Genomic DNA, 19972 nt, shown 5'->3' on the forward strand with positions numbered 1-19972 from the left:
GGCGTGCCGGTGACCAGCTCAGCCGGCGACGATCTCCTCGGCGTTGTCCATGATCCACTCCATCAGCGGGAGCAGCCGGGCCACGAGCTCGGACCCGCGCTCGGTCAGCGAGTAGTCGACGCGCGGCGGGATGCTGGCGGTCACCTCGCGGTGCACGATCCCGTCGGCCTCGAGGGTGCGCAGGGTCTGCGCCAGCATCTTCTCGCTGATCCCCTCGACGATCCGGCGGAGCTCACCCCAGCGCATGGTGCGCTCCGACAGGGCGACCAGCAGCAGGACGCCCCACTTGCTGGTCACGTGGTCGAGCACCACCCTCGACGGGCACGCGGCCGCGAGAACTCCGTCGGTCATCAGGCGGTCCAGGGCGCTGACCTCGTTGCTCACCGTCACGTGCGTACCTTACGTCAAAGTGGGTACCGTCGATCGGGAAGGTGCCGAGCACCATCCGGGTTGCGGCGGACGACACCCAGTCGCTCCACCGAGAGGAACCACCCATGTCCGTCGTCGTCACCGGTGCCACCGGCCACCTCGGCCCGCTCGTCGTCCAGCACCTCCTCGCCGGCGGGCTCGCCGCCGACCAGATCGTCGCGGGCGGGCGGCGCCCCGAGCGCCTCGCGGACCTGGGCGTCCGCACCGCCGCCGTCGACTACGACGACTCCGCGTCGCTGGAGACCGCGTTCGCCGGCGCCGAGAGCGTCCTGCTCGTCTCGGGCAACGAGGTCGGTCAGCGGGTCGCGCAGCACGGTCGGGTCATCAGCGCCGCCAAGGCCGCCGGTGTCCGCCGCGTCGTCTACACCAGCGCGCCGCACGCCGACACGACCGAGCTGGTGCTCGCACCGGACCACAAGGCGACCGAGGAGCTGCTGCGTGCGTCGGGGCTGGCGTGGACCATCCTGCGCAACAACTGGTACACGGAGAACTACGTCGGCGCCGTCGAGCAGGCGAAGAGCACCGGCGTCCTGCTGACCAGCACCGGCGACGGTCGCGTCGCCAGCGCGACGCGCGACGACTTCGCCGCAGGCGCGGCCGCGGTCCTGCTGGGCGGCGACCACGACGGCCGCGTCTACGAGCTCTCCGGCGACGTCGCCTGGACCTTCGACGACCTGGCCGAAGCGGCGTCGACCCTGCTCGGCGTCCCCGTCGTCGCCCAGCAGGTCTCGTCCGACGAGCACCGCGCGATCCTGCTCGACGCGGGACTCGACGAGGGCACCGCGGGCTTCGTCGCGACGCTCGACGCCGACATCCGCCGCGGCGACCTGGCCGACGCGACGTCGGACCTGCGCACGCTCATCGGCCGCCCGACGACGCCCCTCGTCGACGGTCTGCGTGCGGCGCTCGGGCAGTAATTCAGAGCGCACGCACCCCGCCCGCCCGCGTACCTTCTCCGGGCACCGCCGTCCGACGGCGGTGCCCGGCCGAAGGAGAATGAGCGCATGACCGCAACAGTGCAGGCCAAGGGTGTGGGGGCCGGCTTCGGCGATCGTGAGCTCTTCTCCGGCGTCGACCTCGTCGTCGCGCCCGGGGACGTCGTCGGCCTCGTCGGCCCCAACGGCGCCGGCAAGTCCACGCTGCTGCAGATCCTCGGCGGCCGTCGGCAGCCCGACTCCGGCAGCGTCGCGGTGTCGCCGTCGCACGCGCAGCTGGGCTACCTGGCGCAGGAGATCGAGCGCGTCGACGGGGAGTCCGTGCGTGCCCACCTCGAACGGCGGACGGGCGTCGCGGACGCGCAGCGCGCACTCGACGACGCCGCGGACGCGTTCGGCGCCGGCCAGGTCGGTGCCGACGACGTCTACGCCGAGGCCCTCGAGCGCTGGCTCGCCCTCGGCGGCGCCGACCTCGAGGCGCGCCTCGGCACGGTGGCCGACGACCTCGGCCTGACCGTCGACCTCGACCACCCGATGACCGCGCTGTCCGGCGGGCAGGCCGCACGGGTGGGACTCGCCGCGCTGCTGCTCTCGCGGTACGACCTCTACCTGCTCGACGAGCCGACCAACGACCTCGACGCCGCCGGCCTGGACCTGCTGGAGGAGTTCGTCGACCGGTCGGAGGCCGCGATCGTCGTCGTCAGCCACGACCGCGAGTTCCTCAGCCGCACGGTGACGGCCGTCGTCGAGATCGACCGGAGCCTCCAGCGCGTCACCACCTACGGCGGCAGCTACGACTCCTATCTCGACGAGCGCTCGATCGCCCGCCGCCGCGCCCGCGAGGCGTACGAGGGGTACTCGTCCAGGCTCGACGCGCTGAACGCCCGCGCCCGGATGCAGCGCGCGTGGATGGAGAAGGGCGTGCGCAACGCGCGCCGCAAGGCGTCCGACAACGACAAGCACGTGAAGCACCACCGCGGGGAGACGTCGGAGAAGCAGGCGGCGAAGGCGCGGCAGACCGACAAGATGATCGCCCGCCTGGACGTGGTCGACGAGCCGCGCAAGGAGTGGCAGCTCCAGATGAGCATCGCCACCGCGGGGCGCTCCGGGGCGGTCGTCGCCGTCGCGCGGCACGCCGTGCTCACGCGCGGGGCGTTCACCCTGGGGCCGGTCGACCTCCAGCTCGACTGGAAGGACCGCGTCGCGGTGACCGGCCCGAACGGCGCGGGCAAGTCGACGCTCCTCGCCCTCCTGCTCGGCCGGTTGGAGCCCACCTCCGGCGCGGTCGACCTCGGCTCGGGGGTGCTGGTCGGCGAGGTGGACCAGGCGCGTCGGGCGTTCGAGCGCGACGAGCCGCTGGTCGACGCGTTCTCCCGCGAGGTGCCTGACTGGCCGACCGCAGACGTCCGCACGCTGCTGGCCAAGTTCGGTCTGGGCGGCCACCACATCCACCGACCCGCGTCGTCGCAGTCGCCGGGGGAGCGCACCCGCGCCGCCCTCGCGCTGCTCCAGGCCCGCGGCGTGAACCTCCTGGTGCTCGACGAGCCGACCAACCACCTGGACCTGCCGGCGATCGAACAGCTGGAGCAGGCGCTCGACAGCTTCGAGGGGACGATCCTGCTGGTCACCCACGACCGGCGGATGCTGGAGACGGTCCGGCTGACCCGCCGCTGGCACGTGGAGGACGGCCAGGTCACCGAGGTCACCGCAGACTGACCCTCGCGTGACGAGCTCGTCCCGCTGAGCGCACCAAGGTCGTCACGCGGATACGCTCACCGAGTTCAGCGCGACCGACGACGAGGACGGTTCACTCGATGGCACCCATCAGGTTCGGCGTGGTCGGCAGCGGATGGCGGGCGGAGTTCTTCGTCCGGATGGCGCGGCTGATGCCCGATCGCTTCCAGGTCACGGGCGTCGTCACGCGCACCGCCGAGCGGGGTGCCGAGGTCGAGCGGGCGTGGGGCGTGCCGACGGTGCGGACCATCGAGGAGCTGGTCACGGCCGTGGGTCCCACCACCGACCGGCCCGAGTTCGTCGTCGTCTCCGTCCCGTGGCCCGTGACCCCGGAGGCGACCGTCGAGCTCGTGTCGCTGGGCATCCCGGTGCTGGCCGAGACACCGCCCGCACCCGACGCCGACGGGCTGCGCGAGCTCTGGGCCGAGGTCGGCTCGTCGGGACTGGTCCAGGTGGCCGAGCACAGCCCGTCGATGCCGTCGCACGCGGCCCGGATCGCCGTCGTCGACGCCGGGACGATCGGCCGGCCGACGAGCGTACAGATCAGCTCGACGCATCTGTACCACGCGGTCGGGCTGATCCGGCGGCTCCTGGACACCGGCCGTGGCGAGGTCGCCGTGCGCGCCTCGACGTTCACGGCGCCCCTGCTGTCGCCCCTCGAGCGCCAGGGCTGGACCGGTGCCACCGAGCCCCGCGACGCGTGGACCATCCTGGCCACCCTCGACTTCGGCGACGGCCGCAGCGCGCTCTACGACTTCACCGACAACCAGTGGCACAACCCGCTGCGCACCAACCGGATCGTGATCCGCGGCTCGCACGGCGAGATCGTCGACGACGCGATCACGCGCGTGGTGGACGAGCGGACGGTGCTCACGTCGCCGATCGTCCGGCGGGTCAGCGGGCTGGAGCAGAACCTCGACGGCTTCGACCTGGAGCACCTGAGCGTCGACGGTCGTGTGGTGTACCGCAACGAGTACCAGGGCGCCCGGCTGGCGGACGACGACATCGCGGTCGCCACCCTGCTCGACGCGACCGGTGCCTGGGTGCGCGGCGACGGCCCGGCGCCCTACCCGCTGGCCGACGGCTGCCAGGACCACCTGTTGGGGCTGGCCATCGAGGAGGCGGCCCGCGCGGGGGAGACGGTCCGGACCGCTCGGGAGGCGTGGGCGGACGCGTAGCGGATGCGAGGACCCCGACCCGGTGCCACGGTCGGTGGGTGACCCGATTCGGCTACACCCTCATGACCGAGCAGTCCGGCCCGAAGGACCTGGTCCGGTACGCCGTCGCCGCTGAACGCCTCGGGTTCGACTTCGAGGTGTCCAGCGACCACTACTTCCCCTGGCTCGACGCTCAGGGTCATGCGCCGCACGCCTGGACGCTGCTGGGCGCCGTCGCCCAGGCGACCGAGCGCGTGGAGCTGATGACCTACGTGACCTGCCCGACCCTCCGGTACCACCCAGCCGTCGTCGCGCAGAAGGCAGCGACGCTCGGGGTGCTCTCCGACGGTCGGTTCCAGCTCAACGTCGGCGCGGGGGAGAACCTCAACGAGCACGTGGTCGGCGAGCGTTGGCCGGCCGTGGGCGAGCGCCACGACATGCTCGAGGAGGCCGTCGAGATCATCCGCGAGCTGCTCACCGGCGAGCGCGTGAACTACGCCGGCGACTTCTTCCAGGTGGACTCGGCCAAGGTCTGGGACCTCCCCGACGAGCCGATCCAGATCGGCGCCGCCGTGTCCGGTCCCGACTCGATCCAGCGGTTCTCCCAGCTGGTGGACCACCTCGTCGCCGTCGAGCCCGATGCCGACGCGATCCGCGCGTGGGACGACGCGCGCGGCCACGCGCAGCCGGAGTCGCGCAAGATCGGCCAGATCCCGATCAGCTGGGACCCGGACCGGGAGAAGGCCGTCGCCCGCGCGCACGAGCAGTTCCGCTGGTTCGCGGGCGGCTGGAAGGTCAACGCCGACCTGCCGACCACCGAGGCGTTCGACGCCGCCAGCCAGTTCGTCCGCCCGTCCGACGTCGCCGAGCAGATCCCGTGCGGCCCGGACCTGGACGCCGTCGTCGAGGCGGTCTCCGCGTACTGGGAGGCGGGCTTCACCGACATCGCGCTCGTGCAGATCGGCGACGAGGGGCAGGACGAGTTCCTGTCGACCGCCGCCGGACCGCTGCTCGAGAAGCTCCGCACCGCAGCACCCGACTGAGAGGAGTCCGAGCATGGCTGTGACCGCATTCGGCGACCTCCCCCTGGCCGACCGCGACCGGGCCTGGGACGGCGACGCCGCCGAGACGCGCGTCCGGGCCTGGGCCAAGGCGCAGGACGAGCCGAACGAGAGGTACCGGGACGCGCACGTCTGGTACGACGCCGAGAACAAGGAGAACTTCACCGCGTACAAGCTGTTGATCGCCGACGTGATCGACGGGCGCCTGAAGGCCGTGCCGCGGGGAGTGTTCGCGGCGGCGGCTGTGATGCAGGGGTCGCGCGGCGGGGTCGACGTCCCGGCCAAGGACCGCGACCGCATCAAGAGCCACCTGGGGAAGTACTACAAGAAGCTCGACGAGACGCCGCCCTGGGACGACTGAGCGGGACGGTTGACGACCGCTCCCGGGGTCGCGACACTTTGCGTGAAACATCACGCAAACCCTCGGAGGAGCACTCATGCTGGACCACCTGATGCACGCGAACCTGCTGGAGGTCTTCGGCGAGCGCGACGCCTCCCGTCGGCTCGACGCGATCCGCCGCACGTACACCGAGGACGTCGTCTTCGCCGACGCCGAGGGAGAGGTGCGAGGGCACGACGCACTGAACGCCAAGGCGCAGTCGATCCTCGACAGCGCCCCGGGCCTCGAGTTCCGGCCCGCGGGCAGCGCGTACCAGGTGCAGGACCTGGGCTACCTCGCCTGGGAGCTCGGCCCGCCGGGCGCGGCCCCCGTGGTTCGGGGGGTGGACCTGGGCATCCTGAGCGAGGACGGGCGCCTCGCGAAGGTGTACACCGTCCTGCTCCGCTGACCGTGGGCATGGACTTCTCGCCCGAGTCGCCCTACGCGTTCCTGAGCGACGAGGAGGTCCGTGCCTGGTACGCGTACATGAAGGTCCAGCTGCGGCTCCGGTACGAGATGAACCGGCAGCTGCGCGTCGACCACGGCCTCTCGCTGGCCGACTACGACGTCCTCGTGGCGCTCGTCAGCGACGAGGGCGGCGTGCTGACCGTGTCGGACCTGGCGATCCGGATCGGCGCTGAACGGAGCCGGGTCTCCCACCAGGTGCGACGCATGACGCAGCGGGGGTTCGTCGAGGTCCGCCCGAGCGCCGACGACCGGCGCGCGACCGAGGTCGTGCTCTCCGACGTCGGCCGCGAGACGATGACGGCCGCGACCCCCGGTCATGTGGCGCTGGTGCGGTCGGTGTTCTTCGACGCGCTCACCGCCGACCGGACGAGGGAGCTGGCCGAGTCCCTCGAGCGGGTCTACGAGAGCCTGATCGCGCATGGGACGCTCCCGCGTCCTGCCGACCACCCCTGACCGGTCAGGCCTCGCTCGGGACGGGCGCGACACCGTTGGTGCCGCGCCCGTCCCGTGCCGGTACCGCCTCAGACCCTCAGGACGCCGTGCACGTCAGGCTCGGCCAGGTCCAGTTGCCGCCGTGCTGGACCGTGAAGCCGAACGAGGTCGTCTGACCTGCGGAGATTGCTCCGCTGCCGCTCGGCCGCATGGTCATCACGTTGCCGGAGGAGTCCCACGTCGGTGAGCCGTTCCACGTCGCGATGATCCGCTGCGGGCTCCTGACCGTGACGGTCGACTGCCAGCTGCTGATGTTCGTGTTCGCGCGGATGGTCACCGTGCCGTTGAAGCGGTCGTTCCACTTCTGCCCCTCCGAGTACGTCGCCGTGCAGCTGCCGCCGCCGGTGGGCGGGGGCGTGGTGGTGGTCGGCGTCGGGTTGGGCGTCGTGGGGTTCGGCGTGGGCGTGGTGGTGCCGCCCGCGTTGAGCTGGTTCAGCACGCTGGTGTAGGCGGCCTTCTTGTTGCCGGAACCGTCGAAGAGCAGCGGGGTGCCCGAGGCGCGCCACGAGTCCGAGTCCCGCACGCCCCACACCGTGATGCCGGTGCAGCGGGCGACCGAGAGGCAGGCCTGGACCACGCCCTGGTACTGCTGCGCCTGCGAGCTCCCCGAGCCTTCGATGTCGAGCTCGGTGATCTGCACGTCCACACCCAGCGCGGCGAAGTTGCGCAGGGTCGTGTCGTAGTTGGACGGCACGGGGTTGCCGGAGTTGAAGTGCGCCTGGAAGCCGACGCAGTCGATGGGCACGCCGCGGGACTTGAAGTCACGGACCATGTTGTAGACGCCCTGCGTCTTGGCGTGCGACCAGTTGTCGGTGTTGTAGTCGTTGTAGCAGAGCTTGGCGCCCGGGTCGGCGGCGCGGGCGGCGCGGAAGGCGGCCTCGATCCAGTCGTTGCCGGTGCGCTGCAGGTTGGAGTCGCGACGCCCGCCCGAGGAGCCGTCCGCGAACGCCTCGTTCACGACGTCCCAGGCGTAGACCTGACCCTTGTAGTGGGTGGCCACCTGGGTGACGTGGTTGAGCATCGCGTTGCGCAGGGAGCTGCCGGACATGTTCTGCATCCACCCCGGCTGCTGCGAGTGCCAGGCGAGCGCGTGCCCGCGCACCTGCTTGCCGTTCTGCCGGGCCCAGCTCGCGATCCGGTCGCCGTTGCCGTAGCTGAACTGGTTCTGCGACGGCTCCGTCGCGTCCATCTTCATCTCGTTCTCGGCCGTGATCATGCTGAACTCGCGGTTCGCGATGGTCGAGTACGTCGAGTCGCTCAACCGGCTGGCGGCGATCGCGGTGCCGAAGTAGCGGCCGCTCTCGCTGGCCGCCGCCTGCAGGGTGCTGCCCGCTGCCGCCGCGGGCAGGGCCAGTGCCACAGACAGGCCGGCGACGGCGAGACCGCCGATGGCCGCGGTCAGGCGTCCGTGTCGTGGGGTCGTCATTGATCCTCCTCGGTGGTGCACTCGTCGGCTGGTCGCCGGCGCTTCACCCTGTGGGCTCGCTCAGAGGGGGTCAAGGGATGGAAGCGCTCCGGTAGTTGCGATATCTCCAGCGAAACGTTTCTTAACTCTTCTGGGTGAATTCCACCGGTGTAGAAGTCCACAGAGCACATCGCCTGGTGGATTAGGGCAGCGGAAACGTGGAGGCGTCCGGTTGCGGGGTTCGCAAGTATCGGTAGCGCCCGTTCAGCGCGGGGTGCTCTCGCGTTCCACGAGGCGCATGCCGGCGAGGTACAGCACCGGCGAGCTCTCCGACGTGCTCGGGTTCAGCCGCTCGTTCACCCGGCGCCGAAGGATGTCGACGGCGACGTGCGCGATCTCCCGCCTGCCCGGGTCGACCGTGGTGAGCGTAGGCACCGAGTAGCGCGAGTCCTCGATGTCGTCGAAGCCGACCACTCCGACGTCCCGGGGGATCGCCAGGCCGCGCGACTGAAGCTCGTACATCGCTCCGATGGCCAGCGCGTCGTTGAACGCGACCACGCCGTCGACCGGCACGCCCGAGTCGAGCACGTCGGCCATCGCGCGCGCGCCGTTGGCCCGGTGCCAGGCCTCGTCCGACCAGCCGAGCAGACGCGTGTCCACCGCGATCCCTCGCGCCTCGAGCGCCTGCTGGTATCCGGCGAACCGCAGGGTGGCGGATCCGGCAGTCGCGGCGTGCAGCATGCCGATCACCGCGATGTGGCGCCGGCCGGCGTCGAGGAGGAGGTCGGTCGCGGCGCGGGCGCCGTCGATGTTCCGCATGGTGACGTGGTCCACGCTCGGTGAGAACAGCTGCTCGCCGAGCAGGACGAGCGGGTAGCCGAGATCGTCGAGGAGGTGCGCGTCGCTCTGGACGAGCGCGGCGGGGCTGAAGATCAGCCCGTCGACGAGGCCACGACGGGGCACCCGCAGCGCGGCGAGCTCGCCCTCACGCGTGAACCCCGTCGGCTCGATGAGCACCTGGAGCCCGTGGCTGCGGGCTGCCGACAGGATCTCGTCGGCGAGCTCGCCGAAGTAGGGCTGCCCGAGCTCGGGGACGGCGAGGCCGACGACGCCGCTGCGACCGGAGCGGAACATCTTCGCCGTCACGTTGATCTCGTAGCCGAGCGCGTCGACGGCGACGAGCACCCGGTCCCTGGTCGCGTCCCGGACGTGGGGGTAGCCGCTGAGCACGTTCGAGACCGTCTTCACGGACACACCAGCGTGCCGTGCGACGTCGGCCATCGTCGCCACAGCCCCTCCTTCGCGTCCCACGGCCCGGGCGGTCGCAACCTACCGGACGCCAGAGGCGCAGGTGGCGGGCGTCAGCGCTCGGTGGAGAACCCGCCGAGCTCGCTGACGTCGTCGTGCCGGAGCTCGAACCAGACCGCCTTCGCGGCGTCGCCGTCCTCCTCGACCGTCCCCCAGCTGCTGGACAGCCGGTCGACGAACATGACGCCTCGGCCTCCGAACGCGGTCGGCGGCGGGTTGCGCACCACGGGCACCTCGCGGACGCCGTCGGTGACCTCGACGCGGGTGCGCTCGTCGTCCACGTGCACACGGAGGGTCACGGGCGGGTCGGCGTGCGCGACCGCGTTGGTGACCAGCTCGCTGACCAGCAGGACGAGCAGCTCGAGCCGCCCGTCGTCGACGCCGGCCTCAGCCAGGCGGTCCCGCGCCCAGTGCCGTGCAGGCGCGATCGCGGAGAGCGAAGGCGACACGGCCGTCTCGGCGTACATCGGGAGCCTCCCAGGGAGTGGGGGAGGGCCGCAGCGGCCCCCCGTCGGTGCTGGCCACGGTTGTGCACAACTGATGATTCGGCAACCTGAACACCGCTCCGGAGGCGGTTTCTCGCCCCCGTGGCTGGGACGATGGGCGGGTGCAGACCTCTTCCACCCCGTCCGGCGCGGACGTTCCCGCACGTCAGGCGCCCTCGAGCTCCCAGATCCGGCGGTGGCGGCAGTACCTCGCCGACGAGCGCGCGGAGGCCGCCGTGTACCGGGACATCGCGTCGCGGCGCACGGGCGAGGAGCGGGAGATCCTGCTGGCGCTGGCCGAGGCCGAGGGTCGCCACGAGCAGCACTGGCTGGACCTGCTCGGTGACGACGTCGGCAAGCCGCGCCGGGGGGACTTCCGGACCCGCGTGCTGGGACTGCTCGCCCGCCGCTTCGGCTCCGTCTTCGTCCTCGCCCTGGCGCAGCGGGCGGAGGCGCGCGGGGGATACGACGGCGACGCCGACGCGACACCGACCATGGCGGCCGACGAGGCGATCCACGAGGAGGTCGTCCGCGGCCTGGCCACCCGGGGGCGCAACCGGATCTCGGGGACGTTCCGCGCGGCGGTGTTCGGCGCCAACGACGGTCTGGTGAGCAACCTGGCCCTCGTGCTCGGCATCGGGGCCAGCGGGGCGGCCACGTCGATCGTGCTGCTCACCGGCCTGGCGGGCCTGCTGGCCGGTGCGCTGTCGATGGCCGCGGGGGAGTACGTGTCGGTGCGCTCGCAGCGGGAGCTGCTCGAGGCCTCCCGACCCGGCCAGGCGGCCCGCGCGGCGCTGCCGTACCTGGACGTCGACGCCAACGAGCTCGCCCTGGTCTACCGGGCCCGCGGCATGGGGCCTGACGAGGCGCAGGCCCGGGCCGACGAGCGGCTGCGCACGCTGGGCGACCCGTCGTCGACCGCCCCGACGAGCATCGAGGAGGTCGACGAGCACGAGGCCGTCGGCACCGCGGTCGGTGCGTCGGCGGCCAGCTTCTGCTTCTTCGCGTCGGGCGCCGCGATCCCGGTCCTGCCCTACCTGCTGGGCGCGGAGGGCCTGACGGCGGTGGTGTGGGCGTCGGTGCTCGTCGGGCTCGCGCTGCTGACCACGGGCGCGACCGTCGGGGTGCTCTCGGGGGCGTCGCCGGTGAAGCGGGCGCTGCGCCAGCTGGCCATCGGCTACGGCGCCGCGGCGGCGACGTACCTGCTCGGGCTGGCGTTCGGCGCGTCGGTGTGACGCCCATCATGTGAGCAAGGTGTGGCTTACCTTACTTAGCGCAGGCTAACCTCACCGCGTGACCCTCTCCGAGCACGCCCTTCGCGGCGACGGGCTGACCCTGGCCTACCACGGCACCGTCGTGGTGACCGCCGCGGACCTGTGTCTGCAGCCCGGTCAGGTGACCGCGCTCATCGGGCCCAACGGCTCCGGCAAGTCCACGCTGCTGCGCGCGCTCGCCCGGCTGCATGCCCCGCAGCAGGGCACGGTCAGCCTGCCGGACGCCCCCGACGCCCACGCCCTGTCCGCCAAGGACTTCGCGCGCCGGGTCACGCTGCTGTCGCAGTCGCGGCCGACGCCCTCGGGGGTCAGCGTCCGCGACGTCGTCGGCTACGGACGGCACCCGTACCGCGGACGGTGGCGGCAGAACGATGCCGACGGCCCGCGCGCGATCGCCTGGGCCATGGAGGTCACGGGCGTCGCCTCGATGGCCGACCGCGGTGTCGACGAGCTCTCCGGCGGCGAGCTCCAGCGCGTCTGGCTGGCGACCTGCCTGGCGCAGGACACCGGCGTCCTGCTGCTCGACGAGCCCACCACCTACCTCGACCTGCGCTACCAGGTGGAGATCCTCGACCTGGTGCGCGACCTGGCCGACGACCACGGCGTCGCCGTCGGCGTCGTCCTGCACGACCTCGACCAGGCTGCCGCCGTCGCCGACCACGTGGTGCTCCTGCGCCAGGGCGTCGTCGTCGGCTCCGGCCGCCCGCACGAGGTGCTCACCGCCGACGCGCTCACCGAGACCTACGGCATCCGCATCGACGTGGTGCGCGACGAGCACACCGGCCGCGTGCACACCCGGCCGGTCGGCAAGCACACGCACCGCCAGCACCTGACCACCGTCTAGTCCCCCTGTTTCGCCTACCTCTGAGGACACCCCTGTGCGCACGACAGCCTTCCCCGCCCTGCTCGCCGGAGCAGCCCTGCTCCTGGCCGCCTGCGGCACCACTGAGAATGCAGCAGAAGCGCCGGACGCGTCCGCCTCCCAGTCCGCAGCGGCCGGCGGGCCGATCACGATCACGGACGACCGCGGCACCGTCGAGCTCGACGGCCCCGCCACCAAGGTCGTCTCGCTCGAGTGGGGGCTGACGGAGAACCTGCTCACGCTCGGCGTCACCCCGGTCGGCGCGGCGGACGTCACGGGCTACAACACGTGGGCCACCGTCGTGCCGCTCGACGGGTCGACGCCGGACGTCGGCTTCCGCGGCGAGCCGTCGCTGGACGCCATCGCCGCCCTGGAGCCGGACCTGGTGGTCACCACCACCGACCTGCCGGCCGAGGTCATCGAGCAGATCGAGGCCGAGTACCCGGTGATCGCGCTGCGCGGCTCGGACGCGTCCGACCCGATCGGCAAGATGCGCAGCACCCTGGAGATCCTGGGCGAGGCCACCGGCACCTCGGAGGAGGCCGAGACCGCGCTCGCGGACTTCGACGCCAAGGTCGCGGACGCCAAGGCGCAGCTCGACGACGCCGGCCTGGCCGGTGTGGAGTTCGCCATGGCCGACGGCTGGGTGTCCGACGGAGCGGTCTCCATCCGCATGTACACGCCCGGGTCATTCCTCGGCGGCGTCGCGACGGAGCTGGGCCTGACCAACGCCTGGACCGGCGAGGGCGACCCCGACTACGGCCTCGCGCAGACCGACGTCGAGGGCCTCACCGGCCTCGGTGACGTCCACTTCCTCTACGTCGGCAACGACACCGACGGTGGCGACGCGTTCAAGGACGGGCTCGCCGGGAACGCGATCTGGGAGCAGCTGCCGTTCGTCGTCGCGGGCAACACCGCGCGCCTGCCCGACGGCATCTGGATGTTCGGCGGCCCGCAGTCGGCGTCGGCGTTCATCGACGCGGCCGTGAGCGCGCTGACCGCGTGAGGTCCGCCCTGGTGGAGGCGGGACCCGTCGAGGCGGGTCCTGCCTCCGCGCCCGCGCGAAGGACGCACCCGGCGCGCATCGTCGGCGTCTTCGCTGCCGCGGTCGCCGCGGTGGTGCTGCTCGGGCTCGTCGACCTGACGCTCGGCACCTCCCGCATCGGGGTGGGCGACCTGCTGGGCCTGCTCACGGGCTCGGGCGACGACGAGGCCCTCGCGGTGCTCGTCGCCTCGCGCGCCCCGCGCGTGCTCGCGGCCCTGATCGTCGGCGCCGCCCTGGGCCTGTCCGGGAGCGCGCTGCAGTCCGTGGCGCGCAACCCGCTGGCCTCGCCCGACACCCTCGCGGTCAACGCCGGCGCCTACTTCGCCGTGGTGCTCGCCGCCGTCACCGGCCTCACGCTGCCGTTCGCGGTGAACGGCGCCCTCGCGTTCGTCGGCGGCCTCGGGGCGGCCGCCCTGGTGCTGGCCATCGCGCGCGGCGGCGCCGAGGGGCCCACCCGGCTGGTGCTCGCGGGATCGGCCACCATGCTGGCGCTCTCGTCGCTGACCATCCTGCTGATGCTCCTGTTCGAGCAGGAGACGGCCGGGATGTTCGCGTGGGGCGAAGGCTCGATCGTGCAGTCCGGCACGTCCAAGGTGGCCCAAGCGGCGCCCGTCGTGCTCGTCGCGGGCATCGTCCTCGTGGCGTGGGCGCGCCGCCTCGACGTGCTCGCGCTCGGCGACGACACCGCCGCCGTGCTCGGTCTCGACGTCCGGCGCACCCGCGTGGTCACCGTCCTGCTGGCCGTCCTGCTCGCCGCGCTCGCGGTCACCGTCGCCGGGCCCATCGGGTTCGTCGGCCTCACCGCGCCCGTGGTCGCGCGACTGGTCGCCGGACGCGTCCCGGGGTTGGCCCGGCACCGGCTCCTCCTGCCGCTGGCCGCGCTGGCCGGCTGCGTCGTCGTGCTCGGCGCCGACGTCCTGTTGCGGCTGGCGGTGCCCGGGGTCGCCGGCGTGGCCATCCCCACCGGCATCGTGACCACCCTGTTCGGCGCCTCGGTGATGGTCTGGCTGGCCCGCCGCCTGCGCGACTCCGGTCCGGCTCGCAGCACGGCGTCCGTCGGCGCCCACCCCGCGACGCGTGCCCGGGTGGCGCTCGTGGTCGGCGTGCTCGCACTGGCCGTCGTCGCCGCGCTGGTCGCCGGGTTCCTGCTCGGCGACCGCCTGCTGCTGATGGGCGACGTCACCCACTGGTTCGCGGGCGTCAGCGGTCGGCAGGTCAGCTTCGTGCTCGACCAGCGCACCCCCCGCGTGCTCGCCGCCCTGCTCGCCGGCGCGGCGCTCGGCCTGGCGGGCACCACGGTGCAGGCGGTCGCGCGCAACCCGCTCGCGGAGCCGTCGCTGCTCGGCATCACCGGCGGCGCCGGCGTGGGTGCCGTGCTCGCCATCGTCCTGTTCCCGGGGGCCGGCTTCTGGGTCGTGTCCGTCGCCGCCTGCGTCGGAGCGCTCGCCACGTTCGCGCTCGTCTACACGCTGGCCAACCGGCGCGGGCTGAGTTCCGACCGGCTCGTGCTCGTCGGCATCGGGGTCTCGGCCGTCGCCACGTCGCTGATCACCCTGATCGTGGTCCTGACCAACCCGTGGAACACGACGATGGCGCTCACCTGGCTGTCCGGCTCGACCTACGGGCGCACCGCGGAGCAGGTGTGGCCGGTCGCGGTCGCGCTGCTGGTCATCGTCCCGCTGGTGGTCCGCTGGCGTCGGGACCTCGACGTGCTGGCGGTCGACGACGACGTGGCCCGCGTGCTCGGCGTGCAGCTGGAACGCACCCGGCTCGGCCTGCTGGTCGTCACCGCGCTGCTCACGGCGGCGGCGGTGTCGGCGATCGGGGTCGTCGGGTTCGTCGGCCTCCTGGCGCCACACCTGGCCCGCTCGCTCGTCGGCTCGTCGCACACCCGGGTGCTCCCCGTCGCGGCGCTGCTGGGCGCTCTGCTGGTGAGCGTCGCCGACACCCTGGGCCGCACGGTCATCGCCCCGGCGCAGATCCCGGCCGGACTGCTCACGGCCATGATCGGCACCCCTTACTTCATCTCCCTGCTGTGGCGGACCCGAAGGAGCGCACTGTGACTGTGACGAACGCCGTAGTGAGGACAGCCTCACCTTCCTCTACCCTGGGCGACGTGCCCGTCTCGGTCGAAGCTCCCGCGCTGCCCTTCCGCATGTTCGCCGTGCAGGTCGCGGCCGTGCAGACCATGTGCCCGAGCGTCCTGCGCGTGACGTTCACGGGCGAGGACCTGGACCGCTTCGCCGACAACGGGTTCGACCAGCGGATCAAGTTCTTCCTCCCGCTCGAGAACGCCCCGTACGACGAGCTGCTCAGCCTCGAGTCGAGCGCCGACTGGTACGGCCGCTGGCGCGCGATGCCCGACGACAAGCGCCACCCGATCCGCACCTACACGGCCCGCGGGGTGCGTCAGGACCGCCGCGAGGTGGACGTCGACATCGTCCTGCACGGCGACCTGGGACCGGCGTCGCGCTGGGCCCTGAACGCGGCCCCCGGCGACGACCTGGTGATCCTGGGCCCCAACGCCGAGGCCGAGGGCCCGCACGGCGGCGTCGACTTCGTGCCGCCGCCGCACACCGACCGCCTGCTCATCGCAGGCGACGAGACCGCGCTGCCCGCCATCGCGGGCATCCTCGAGCGCCTGCCCGCCGACGCCCGCGGCGAGGCCCTGATCGAGATGCCGCTGTCCGGCGACCGGCTCGACCTCGCTGCGCCGGACGGGGTGACCGTCCGCTGGTACGGCCGCGACGGTCGCGCCCACGGCGAGCTGCTCATCCCCGCGGTGCAGGCCGCGTGCGCGCGACTCCTGCCCGGCCAGGCGCCCGCGCCGGACGTCGAGCTGGAGGACGTCGACATCGACGCCGGCCTGCTCTGGGAGGTGCCGGTCGACGCGTCGGGAGCCCCTCTGCGCGCCGACGCCGCGCTCTACGCCTGGCTCGCCGGTGAGGCCGCGGTCATCAAGACCCTCCGGCGGCACCTGGTCGCCGAGTGCGGTGTGGACCGCAAGGCCGTGGCGTTCATGGGGTACTGGCGCGCGGGGCGCTCCGAGTCCAGCTGAGCCGCCGGCGACCTCAGGCGCGCAGACGGGTACGCCGTTGCGTGCCCTGCGTCTGGAGCACGTACCGGAACAGGGTGTCCAGGTCTCGCTCGACGAGGCCGACGAAGCGGCAGCCGCACTGAGTCGACCGGCCGTTGGTCCGGTGTGACCGCAGGACTTCCGCGTCGAGCTCCACGACACGGTCGCGAGCCGGGAACCGGAACGCGATCCGATCGCGCTCCGCGACCTCCGCCGTCGTGGAGACGCGCATGCCGTGCGCGCTGATGTCGAGCACGACGAACGTGAGGGGCCGGGCGTCGCCCTCCGGCGACGTCACGACGCCCGTGCAGGTCTGCGCGATCCTGACCCGGGCGACCTTCCGCTTCTGCAGGGTGGACGTGAGCTCGAGGTCCGCGATCTGCACCGACGTGGCGCGGACCTTGGCGACCCAGCCGTTGTACCTGACCTCGCCGCGCACGTCGTCGAGGACCAGGACCTGCACGTCGTCACCGGCACGGAAGGCCCCGCCCGCCGCCCCGGGCTCGGTGCGCATCATCAGGGTCCCGTCCGCGCAGGAGATGACGAAGCCGTCGAGCACGCGCCCCTCGGCCGAGAGGGAGCAGTGCGCGAGGTGGTGCATGGTCAGGTCCGTTCGGTCGAGGTCGCCGTAGCCGCGCGGCGAGACGTGCCCCCGCCTCTCTGATCGGTGCGTGACGGCTGGGGGATGAGTGCGGAGGCGGACCAGCGGCGCGGCGAACGAGTGACGGGCTGCCCGTAGCATCGGCAGGTGCCCCCCAGATCGCCGCTGCCGGCACGCCACGGCCTCAGCGCCGCCTGGTTGCGCACCCCGGATCGCGACCGGACCCGAGCGGACGAGTGGGCGACGATGGGCGAGTGGCTCCGGCACAGGCTGCCCGAGCACGTCGACGTCGCGGAGATGCTGGACGCGCAGCGCTTCGTCGACGAGGACGGCCGCCCGGTGCGCGCCGAGGACCCCTACGCCCCGCACCGGTTCGTGTGGTTCCACCGCGACCTGCGCGACGAGCCGGAGGTGACCGCGCCGATCCACGTCATCCACCGCGACGAGCGCCTGGTGGTCGTCGACAAGCCGCCGTTCCTGTCCTCGATCCCGCGCGGCCGACACGTGATGCAGAGCGTCGTCGTCCGGCTGCGCGCCGAGCTGGGACTGCCGGACCTGTCGCCGCTGCACCGGCTGGACCGCGTGACGTCGGGCCTGCTGATGCTGGCGACCGAGCCCCGATGGCGCGGGCCGTACCAGTCCCTGTTCGAGCACAAGGCGGTGGACAAGACCTACTGGGCGCTGGCTCCGCTGCGCGAGGACCTGGTCCTCCCGGTCGTGGTCCGCAACCACCTGCACAAGGAGCGCGGCTCGTGGCAGGCCGAGGTGGTGCCCGGCGCCCCGGTGAACGCGGAGACGCTGGTCGAGCTCGAGTCGGAGGTGGACGGTCGCGGGATCTACCGCCTGACGCCGCGCACGGGCCGCACCCACCAGCTCCGCGTGCACCTGCACGGGCTCGGCATCCCGATCGTCGACGACCCGCTGTACCCGCAGGTGCGCGACGTCGAGGTCGACGACTTCAGCCGCCCGCTCCAGCTGCTCGCCGGAGAGATCGCGTTCACCGACCCGGTCGACGGCACCGCGCGACGGTTCCGCAGCGTCCGACGCCTCCCTCTGACCGCGGAGGGCTGACGTACGCTCGTCCTCGTGGCCACGTTCTCCGCCGTCACCCGGCAGCACATCCTCCAGGCCATCGCCGAGTACGACTCGCGCGGCGGCGACGACTTCCTCGGCGTCTACGGCTTCGCCCCGGGCGGCTACCCGCTCCTGCACGAGGGCCGCAGCTACGACTCGACCGCGATCCTCGGGGTCGCGCACCGGTACGCGACCGGCAGGCTCGCGAGCGCCGACGAGGTCGGGTCGGTCGGGTCGGCCGTCCTGCGCAAGCGCGGGTTCGACGTGACCGAGCCGCCGTCCGTCCGCCGCGCGCCGGTTGCCCCTGTGCGGCGAGCACCCGCCGCCCGACGCTCCACCGCGGCCCCCGAGCGGGTGGCGGCGATCTGCCCGACGTGCGCGATGGTGCTCCCCGCGACCGGCATCTGCGACGACTGCGGCTGACGGCCCCGACGGCCGCCAGCCGCTCCCGTCACAGCAGCGAGCGGTAGAGGTCCTCGATGTCGGCGACCGACGCCTCGCGCGGGTTGCCGCCGGCGCAGACGTCCTCGAAGGCTGCCTTGGCCAGCGCGGCGACGTCGGCCTCGGTCGTGCCGACCGCGCGCAGGGCCGTCGGGTTGCCCAGCTGCCGGGTGAGGGCGGCGACGGCGGCGACCGCGGCCGTACGGGCCTCGTCGAGCGGCATCGTCTGGGCGTCGGCGACGCCGAACGCGGCGGCGATGTCGCGGTACTTCTCCCCGCTGGCCGACGCGTTGAACGCCATCACCGGTGCCAGCAGGATCCCGTTGGCCACGCCGTGCGGTGCGGAGTAGAACGCGCCGAGCGGGTGCGCCATGGCGTGCACCAGGCCGAGGCCGACGTTCGAGTAGCCCATCCCGGCGACGTACTGGGCGAGCGCCATCCGTTCGGCCGCGGCCTCGTCGCCGTCCGCGGCAGCCGCGAGCGACGTGGCGATGACCTGGATGGCCTTCAGGTGGAACAGGTCCGACAGCTCCCACGCGCCCTGCGTGATGTAGCCCTCGATCGCGTGCGTGAGGGCGTCCAGGCCGGTGGCCACCTTGAGCGAGCGGGGGGCCGTGGCCATCATCTGCGGGTCGACGACGGCGAGCACCGGGATGTCGTGGGGGTCGACGCAGACGAACTTGCGCTGCCGCTCGACGTCGGTGATGACGTAGTTGATGGTCGTCTCGGACGCGGTGCCGGCGGTCGTGGGGATCGCGACGATCGGGACGGACGGGTGCTTCGTCGGCGCCACGCCCTCGAGCGAGCGGACGTCGGCGTACTCGGGGTTGGCCGCGATGATGCCGACCGCCTTGCAGGTGTCCTGGGGTGAGCCGCCACCGATCGCGACGAGCACGTCCGCACCGGCCGCAGCGAACGCCGCGACGCCCGCCTGCACGTTCTCGATCGTGGGGTTGGCCTGGACCTCGCTGTAGACCTCGTACGGGAAGCCGGCGGTGTCGAGCAGGTCGGTGACGCGCGCGGTCACGCCCGTCGCGACGAGTACCGCGTCGGACACGACGAACGCCTTGGTGAACCCGCGCCGGGTCAGCTCGTCGGGGACGACCTCGATCGAGCCCGGACCGAAGTACGCCGTCTGGTTCCAGATCATGCGGTGCGACATCGTGCAGCCTCCTTCGTGGCGTCGTCGGTGACGCCGTGAAGCGATTCAGGCTCTATCCAAGCGCGCGCGCTCCGCCGTCGGGCAGGGCACAAGGTCCTGGTGCATCAGGCGTGCAGGGTGCCGGCCCACTCCCGGGCGCGGTCGGTCTCGCCCTCGGTCAGCGGCCCGGCGGTGCCGGCGACGACGAAGTCGGTGCCCTGCCGGGCGGCGCTGAGCCCGCGGCGGCGCAGCAGCTTGGCGGCCGCCTTGCTAGCGGAACCGGAGAACCGGCCCTCGACCTTGGTCGCGAACGTGACCACCGGCGTGCTCGACGCCTCCAGGGCTCCGATCCACTCGCGCAGGCCGGAGCTCACGGGCTGCGCGCCGCGGTCGACGGCCGACGCGCGCGACCTGTCGGTGGGCAGGCCGAGGTTGTGCGTCGGCGCCCCCGCCAGGACCAGGTCGGCACCGTCGAGGCGCGGGCCGGCCGACGCCGCGTCGACCAGCTCGACGTCGGCGCCGTCCTCGCGCAGCTGGTCGGCGACTGCGCGGGCGATGGCATGGGTGTTCCCGAACAGCGACTCGACGACCACCAGGACGCGCAC

21 protein-coding genes are annotated in these 19972 nt (G+C 72.7%); 14 read left to right on the forward strand and 7 right to left on the reverse strand.

What is annotated here, in order from left to right; translation table 11 throughout:
- Positions 1-18: 18 nt before the first annotated feature.
- A complete protein-coding gene (locus ACO06A_RS09920) occupies positions 19-390 on the reverse strand; it encodes a winged helix-turn-helix transcriptional regulator (RefSeq protein ID WP_421735844.1) in 372 nt (123 codons plus the stop codon).
- A gap of 104 nt (positions 391-494) precedes the next feature.
- Here ACO06A_RS09920 and ACO06A_RS09925 point away from each other — a divergent pair, with 104 nt between their 5' ends.
- The 7 genes from ACO06A_RS09925 (at position 495) to ACO06A_RS09955 (ending at position 6616) form a co-directional block, all read left to right on the forward strand.
- The gene (locus ACO06A_RS09925) at positions 495-1346 is read left to right on the forward strand and encodes an SDR family oxidoreductase (protein ID WP_421735845.1); all 852 of its coding nucleotides are present in this window, start codon (positions 495-497) and stop codon (positions 1344-1346) included.
- 87 nt (positions 1347-1433) lie between these two features.
- Positions 1434-3080 carry an ABC-F family ATP-binding cassette domain-containing protein gene (locus ACO06A_RS09930; RefSeq protein WP_421735846.1) on the forward strand — a complete coding sequence of 549 codons (1647 nt, stop codon included), beginning with the start codon at positions 1434-1436 and terminating at the stop codon, positions 3078-3080.
- A gap of 98 nt (positions 3081-3178) precedes the next feature.
- On the forward strand, positions 3179-4276 hold the full coding sequence (locus ACO06A_RS09935) for a Gfo/Idh/MocA family protein (RefSeq protein ID WP_421735847.1): 1098 nt from the start codon (positions 3179-3181) through the stop codon (positions 4274-4276).
- A gap of 38 nt (positions 4277-4314) precedes the next feature.
- Positions 4315-5298, forward strand: a complete 984-nt coding sequence (locus tag ACO06A_RS09940; RefSeq protein ID WP_421735848.1) for a TIGR03557 family F420-dependent LLM class oxidoreductase — start codon at positions 4315-4317, stop codon at positions 5296-5298.
- A 13-nt stretch (positions 5299-5311) separates the two neighbouring features.
- Positions 5312-5677 (forward strand): hypothetical protein, encoded by a 366-nt coding sequence (locus ACO06A_RS09945; RefSeq protein ID WP_421735849.1) that lies wholly within the window; start codon positions 5312-5314, stop codon positions 5675-5677.
- A gap of 76 nt (positions 5678-5753) precedes the next feature.
- A complete protein-coding gene (locus ACO06A_RS09950) occupies positions 5754-6104 on the forward strand; it encodes a nuclear transport factor 2 family protein (protein ID WP_421735850.1) in 351 nt (116 codons plus the stop codon).
- An 8-nt stretch (positions 6105-6112) separates the two neighbouring features.
- Positions 6113-6616, forward strand: a complete 504-nt coding sequence (locus ACO06A_RS09955) for a MarR family winged helix-turn-helix transcriptional regulator (protein ID WP_421735851.1) — start codon at positions 6113-6115, stop codon at positions 6614-6616.
- Positions 6617-6692: 76 nt separating this feature from the next.
- On the opposite strand, the gene ACO06A_RS09960 is transcribed toward ACO06A_RS09955, so the two are convergent.
- The 3 genes from ACO06A_RS09960 to ACO06A_RS09970 form a co-directional block, all read right to left on the reverse strand.
- Entirely contained in the window at positions 6693-8081 is a 1389-nt protein-coding gene (locus ACO06A_RS09960; RefSeq protein ID WP_421735852.1) for an endo-1,4-beta-xylanase, read from the reverse strand.
- Between the two features lie 243 nt (positions 8082-8324).
- Complete coding sequence (locus ACO06A_RS09965) at positions 8325-9341, reverse strand: LacI family DNA-binding transcriptional regulator (RefSeq protein WP_421736044.1); 1017 nt, start codon at positions 9339-9341, stop codon at positions 8325-8327.
- A gap of 80 nt (positions 9342-9421) precedes the next feature.
- Positions 9422-9835 (reverse strand): ATP-binding protein, encoded by a 414-nt coding sequence (locus ACO06A_RS09970; RefSeq protein ID WP_421735853.1) that lies wholly within the window; start codon positions 9833-9835, stop codon positions 9422-9424.
- Between the two features lie 140 nt (positions 9836-9975).
- Here ACO06A_RS09970 and ACO06A_RS09975 point away from each other — a divergent pair, with 140 nt between their 5' ends.
- The 5 genes from ACO06A_RS09975 to ACO06A_RS09995 all read left to right on the forward strand — a co-directional run bounded on the left by ACO06A_RS09975 (position 9976) and on the right by ACO06A_RS09995 (position 16092).
- The gene (locus ACO06A_RS09975) at positions 9976-11088 is read left to right on the forward strand and encodes a VIT1/CCC1 transporter family protein (RefSeq protein ID WP_421735854.1); all 1113 of its coding nucleotides are present in this window, start codon (positions 9976-9978) and stop codon (positions 11086-11088) included.
- 58 nt (positions 11089-11146) lie between these two features.
- Entirely contained in the window at positions 11147-11971 is an 825-nt protein-coding gene (locus ACO06A_RS09980) for an ABC transporter ATP-binding protein (protein ID WP_421735855.1), read from the forward strand.
- 34 nt (positions 11972-12005) lie between these two features.
- Complete coding sequence (locus ACO06A_RS09985) at positions 12006-12995, forward strand: ABC transporter substrate-binding protein (RefSeq protein ID WP_421735856.1); 990 nt, start codon at positions 12006-12008, stop codon at positions 12993-12995.
- Entirely contained in the window at positions 12992-15097 is a 2106-nt protein-coding gene (locus ACO06A_RS09990) for an iron ABC transporter permease (RefSeq protein ID WP_421735857.1), read from the forward strand. Before ACO06A_RS09985 ends, ACO06A_RS09990 begins: the two co-directional genes overlap by 4 nt.
- 92 nt (positions 15098-15189) lie before the next feature.
- Positions 15190-16092 (forward strand): siderophore-interacting protein, encoded by a 903-nt coding sequence (locus tag ACO06A_RS09995; RefSeq protein WP_421736045.1) that lies wholly within the window; start codon positions 15190-15192, stop codon positions 16090-16092.
- Between the two features lie 13 nt (positions 16093-16105).
- Here the strand turns inward: ACO06A_RS09995 and ACO06A_RS10000 are convergent, their stop codons facing one another.
- The gene (locus ACO06A_RS10000; protein ID WP_421735858.1) at positions 16106-16711 is read right to left on the reverse strand and encodes a PilZ domain-containing protein; all 606 of its coding nucleotides are present in this window, start codon (positions 16709-16711) and stop codon (positions 16106-16108) included.
- 147 nt (positions 16712-16858) lie between these two features.
- Between ACO06A_RS10000 and ACO06A_RS10005 the strand changes: the two genes are divergently transcribed.
- Both ACO06A_RS10005 and ACO06A_RS10010 read left to right on the forward strand, forming a co-directional pair.
- Positions 16859-17782 (forward strand): pseudouridine synthase, encoded by a 924-nt coding sequence (locus ACO06A_RS10005; RefSeq protein ID WP_421735859.1) that lies wholly within the window; start codon positions 16859-16861, stop codon positions 17780-17782.
- Between the two features lie 15 nt (positions 17783-17797).
- The gene (locus ACO06A_RS10010) at positions 17798-18208 is read left to right on the forward strand and encodes a hypothetical protein (protein WP_421735860.1); all 411 of its coding nucleotides are present in this window, start codon (positions 17798-17800) and stop codon (positions 18206-18208) included.
- A gap of 28 nt (positions 18209-18236) precedes the next feature.
- Here the strand turns inward: ACO06A_RS10010 and fucO are convergent, their stop codons facing one another.
- Both fucO and ACO06A_RS10020 read right to left on the reverse strand, forming a co-directional pair.
- Positions 18237-19388, reverse strand: a complete 1152-nt coding sequence (gene fucO / locus ACO06A_RS10015; RefSeq protein WP_421735861.1) for a lactaldehyde reductase — start codon at positions 19386-19388, stop codon at positions 18237-18239.
- A 104-nt stretch (positions 19389-19492) separates the two neighbouring features.
- Positions 19493-19972: a flavodoxin family protein gene (locus ACO06A_RS10020; RefSeq protein WP_421735862.1), complete on the reverse strand. Its 480-nt coding sequence runs from the start codon at positions 19970-19972 to the stop codon at positions 19493-19495.

The organism is Cellulomonas sp. (genome assembly GCF_965229465.1).
Classification (GTDB): Bacteria; Actinomycetota; Actinomycetes; order Actinomycetales; family Cellulomonadaceae; genus Cellulomonas.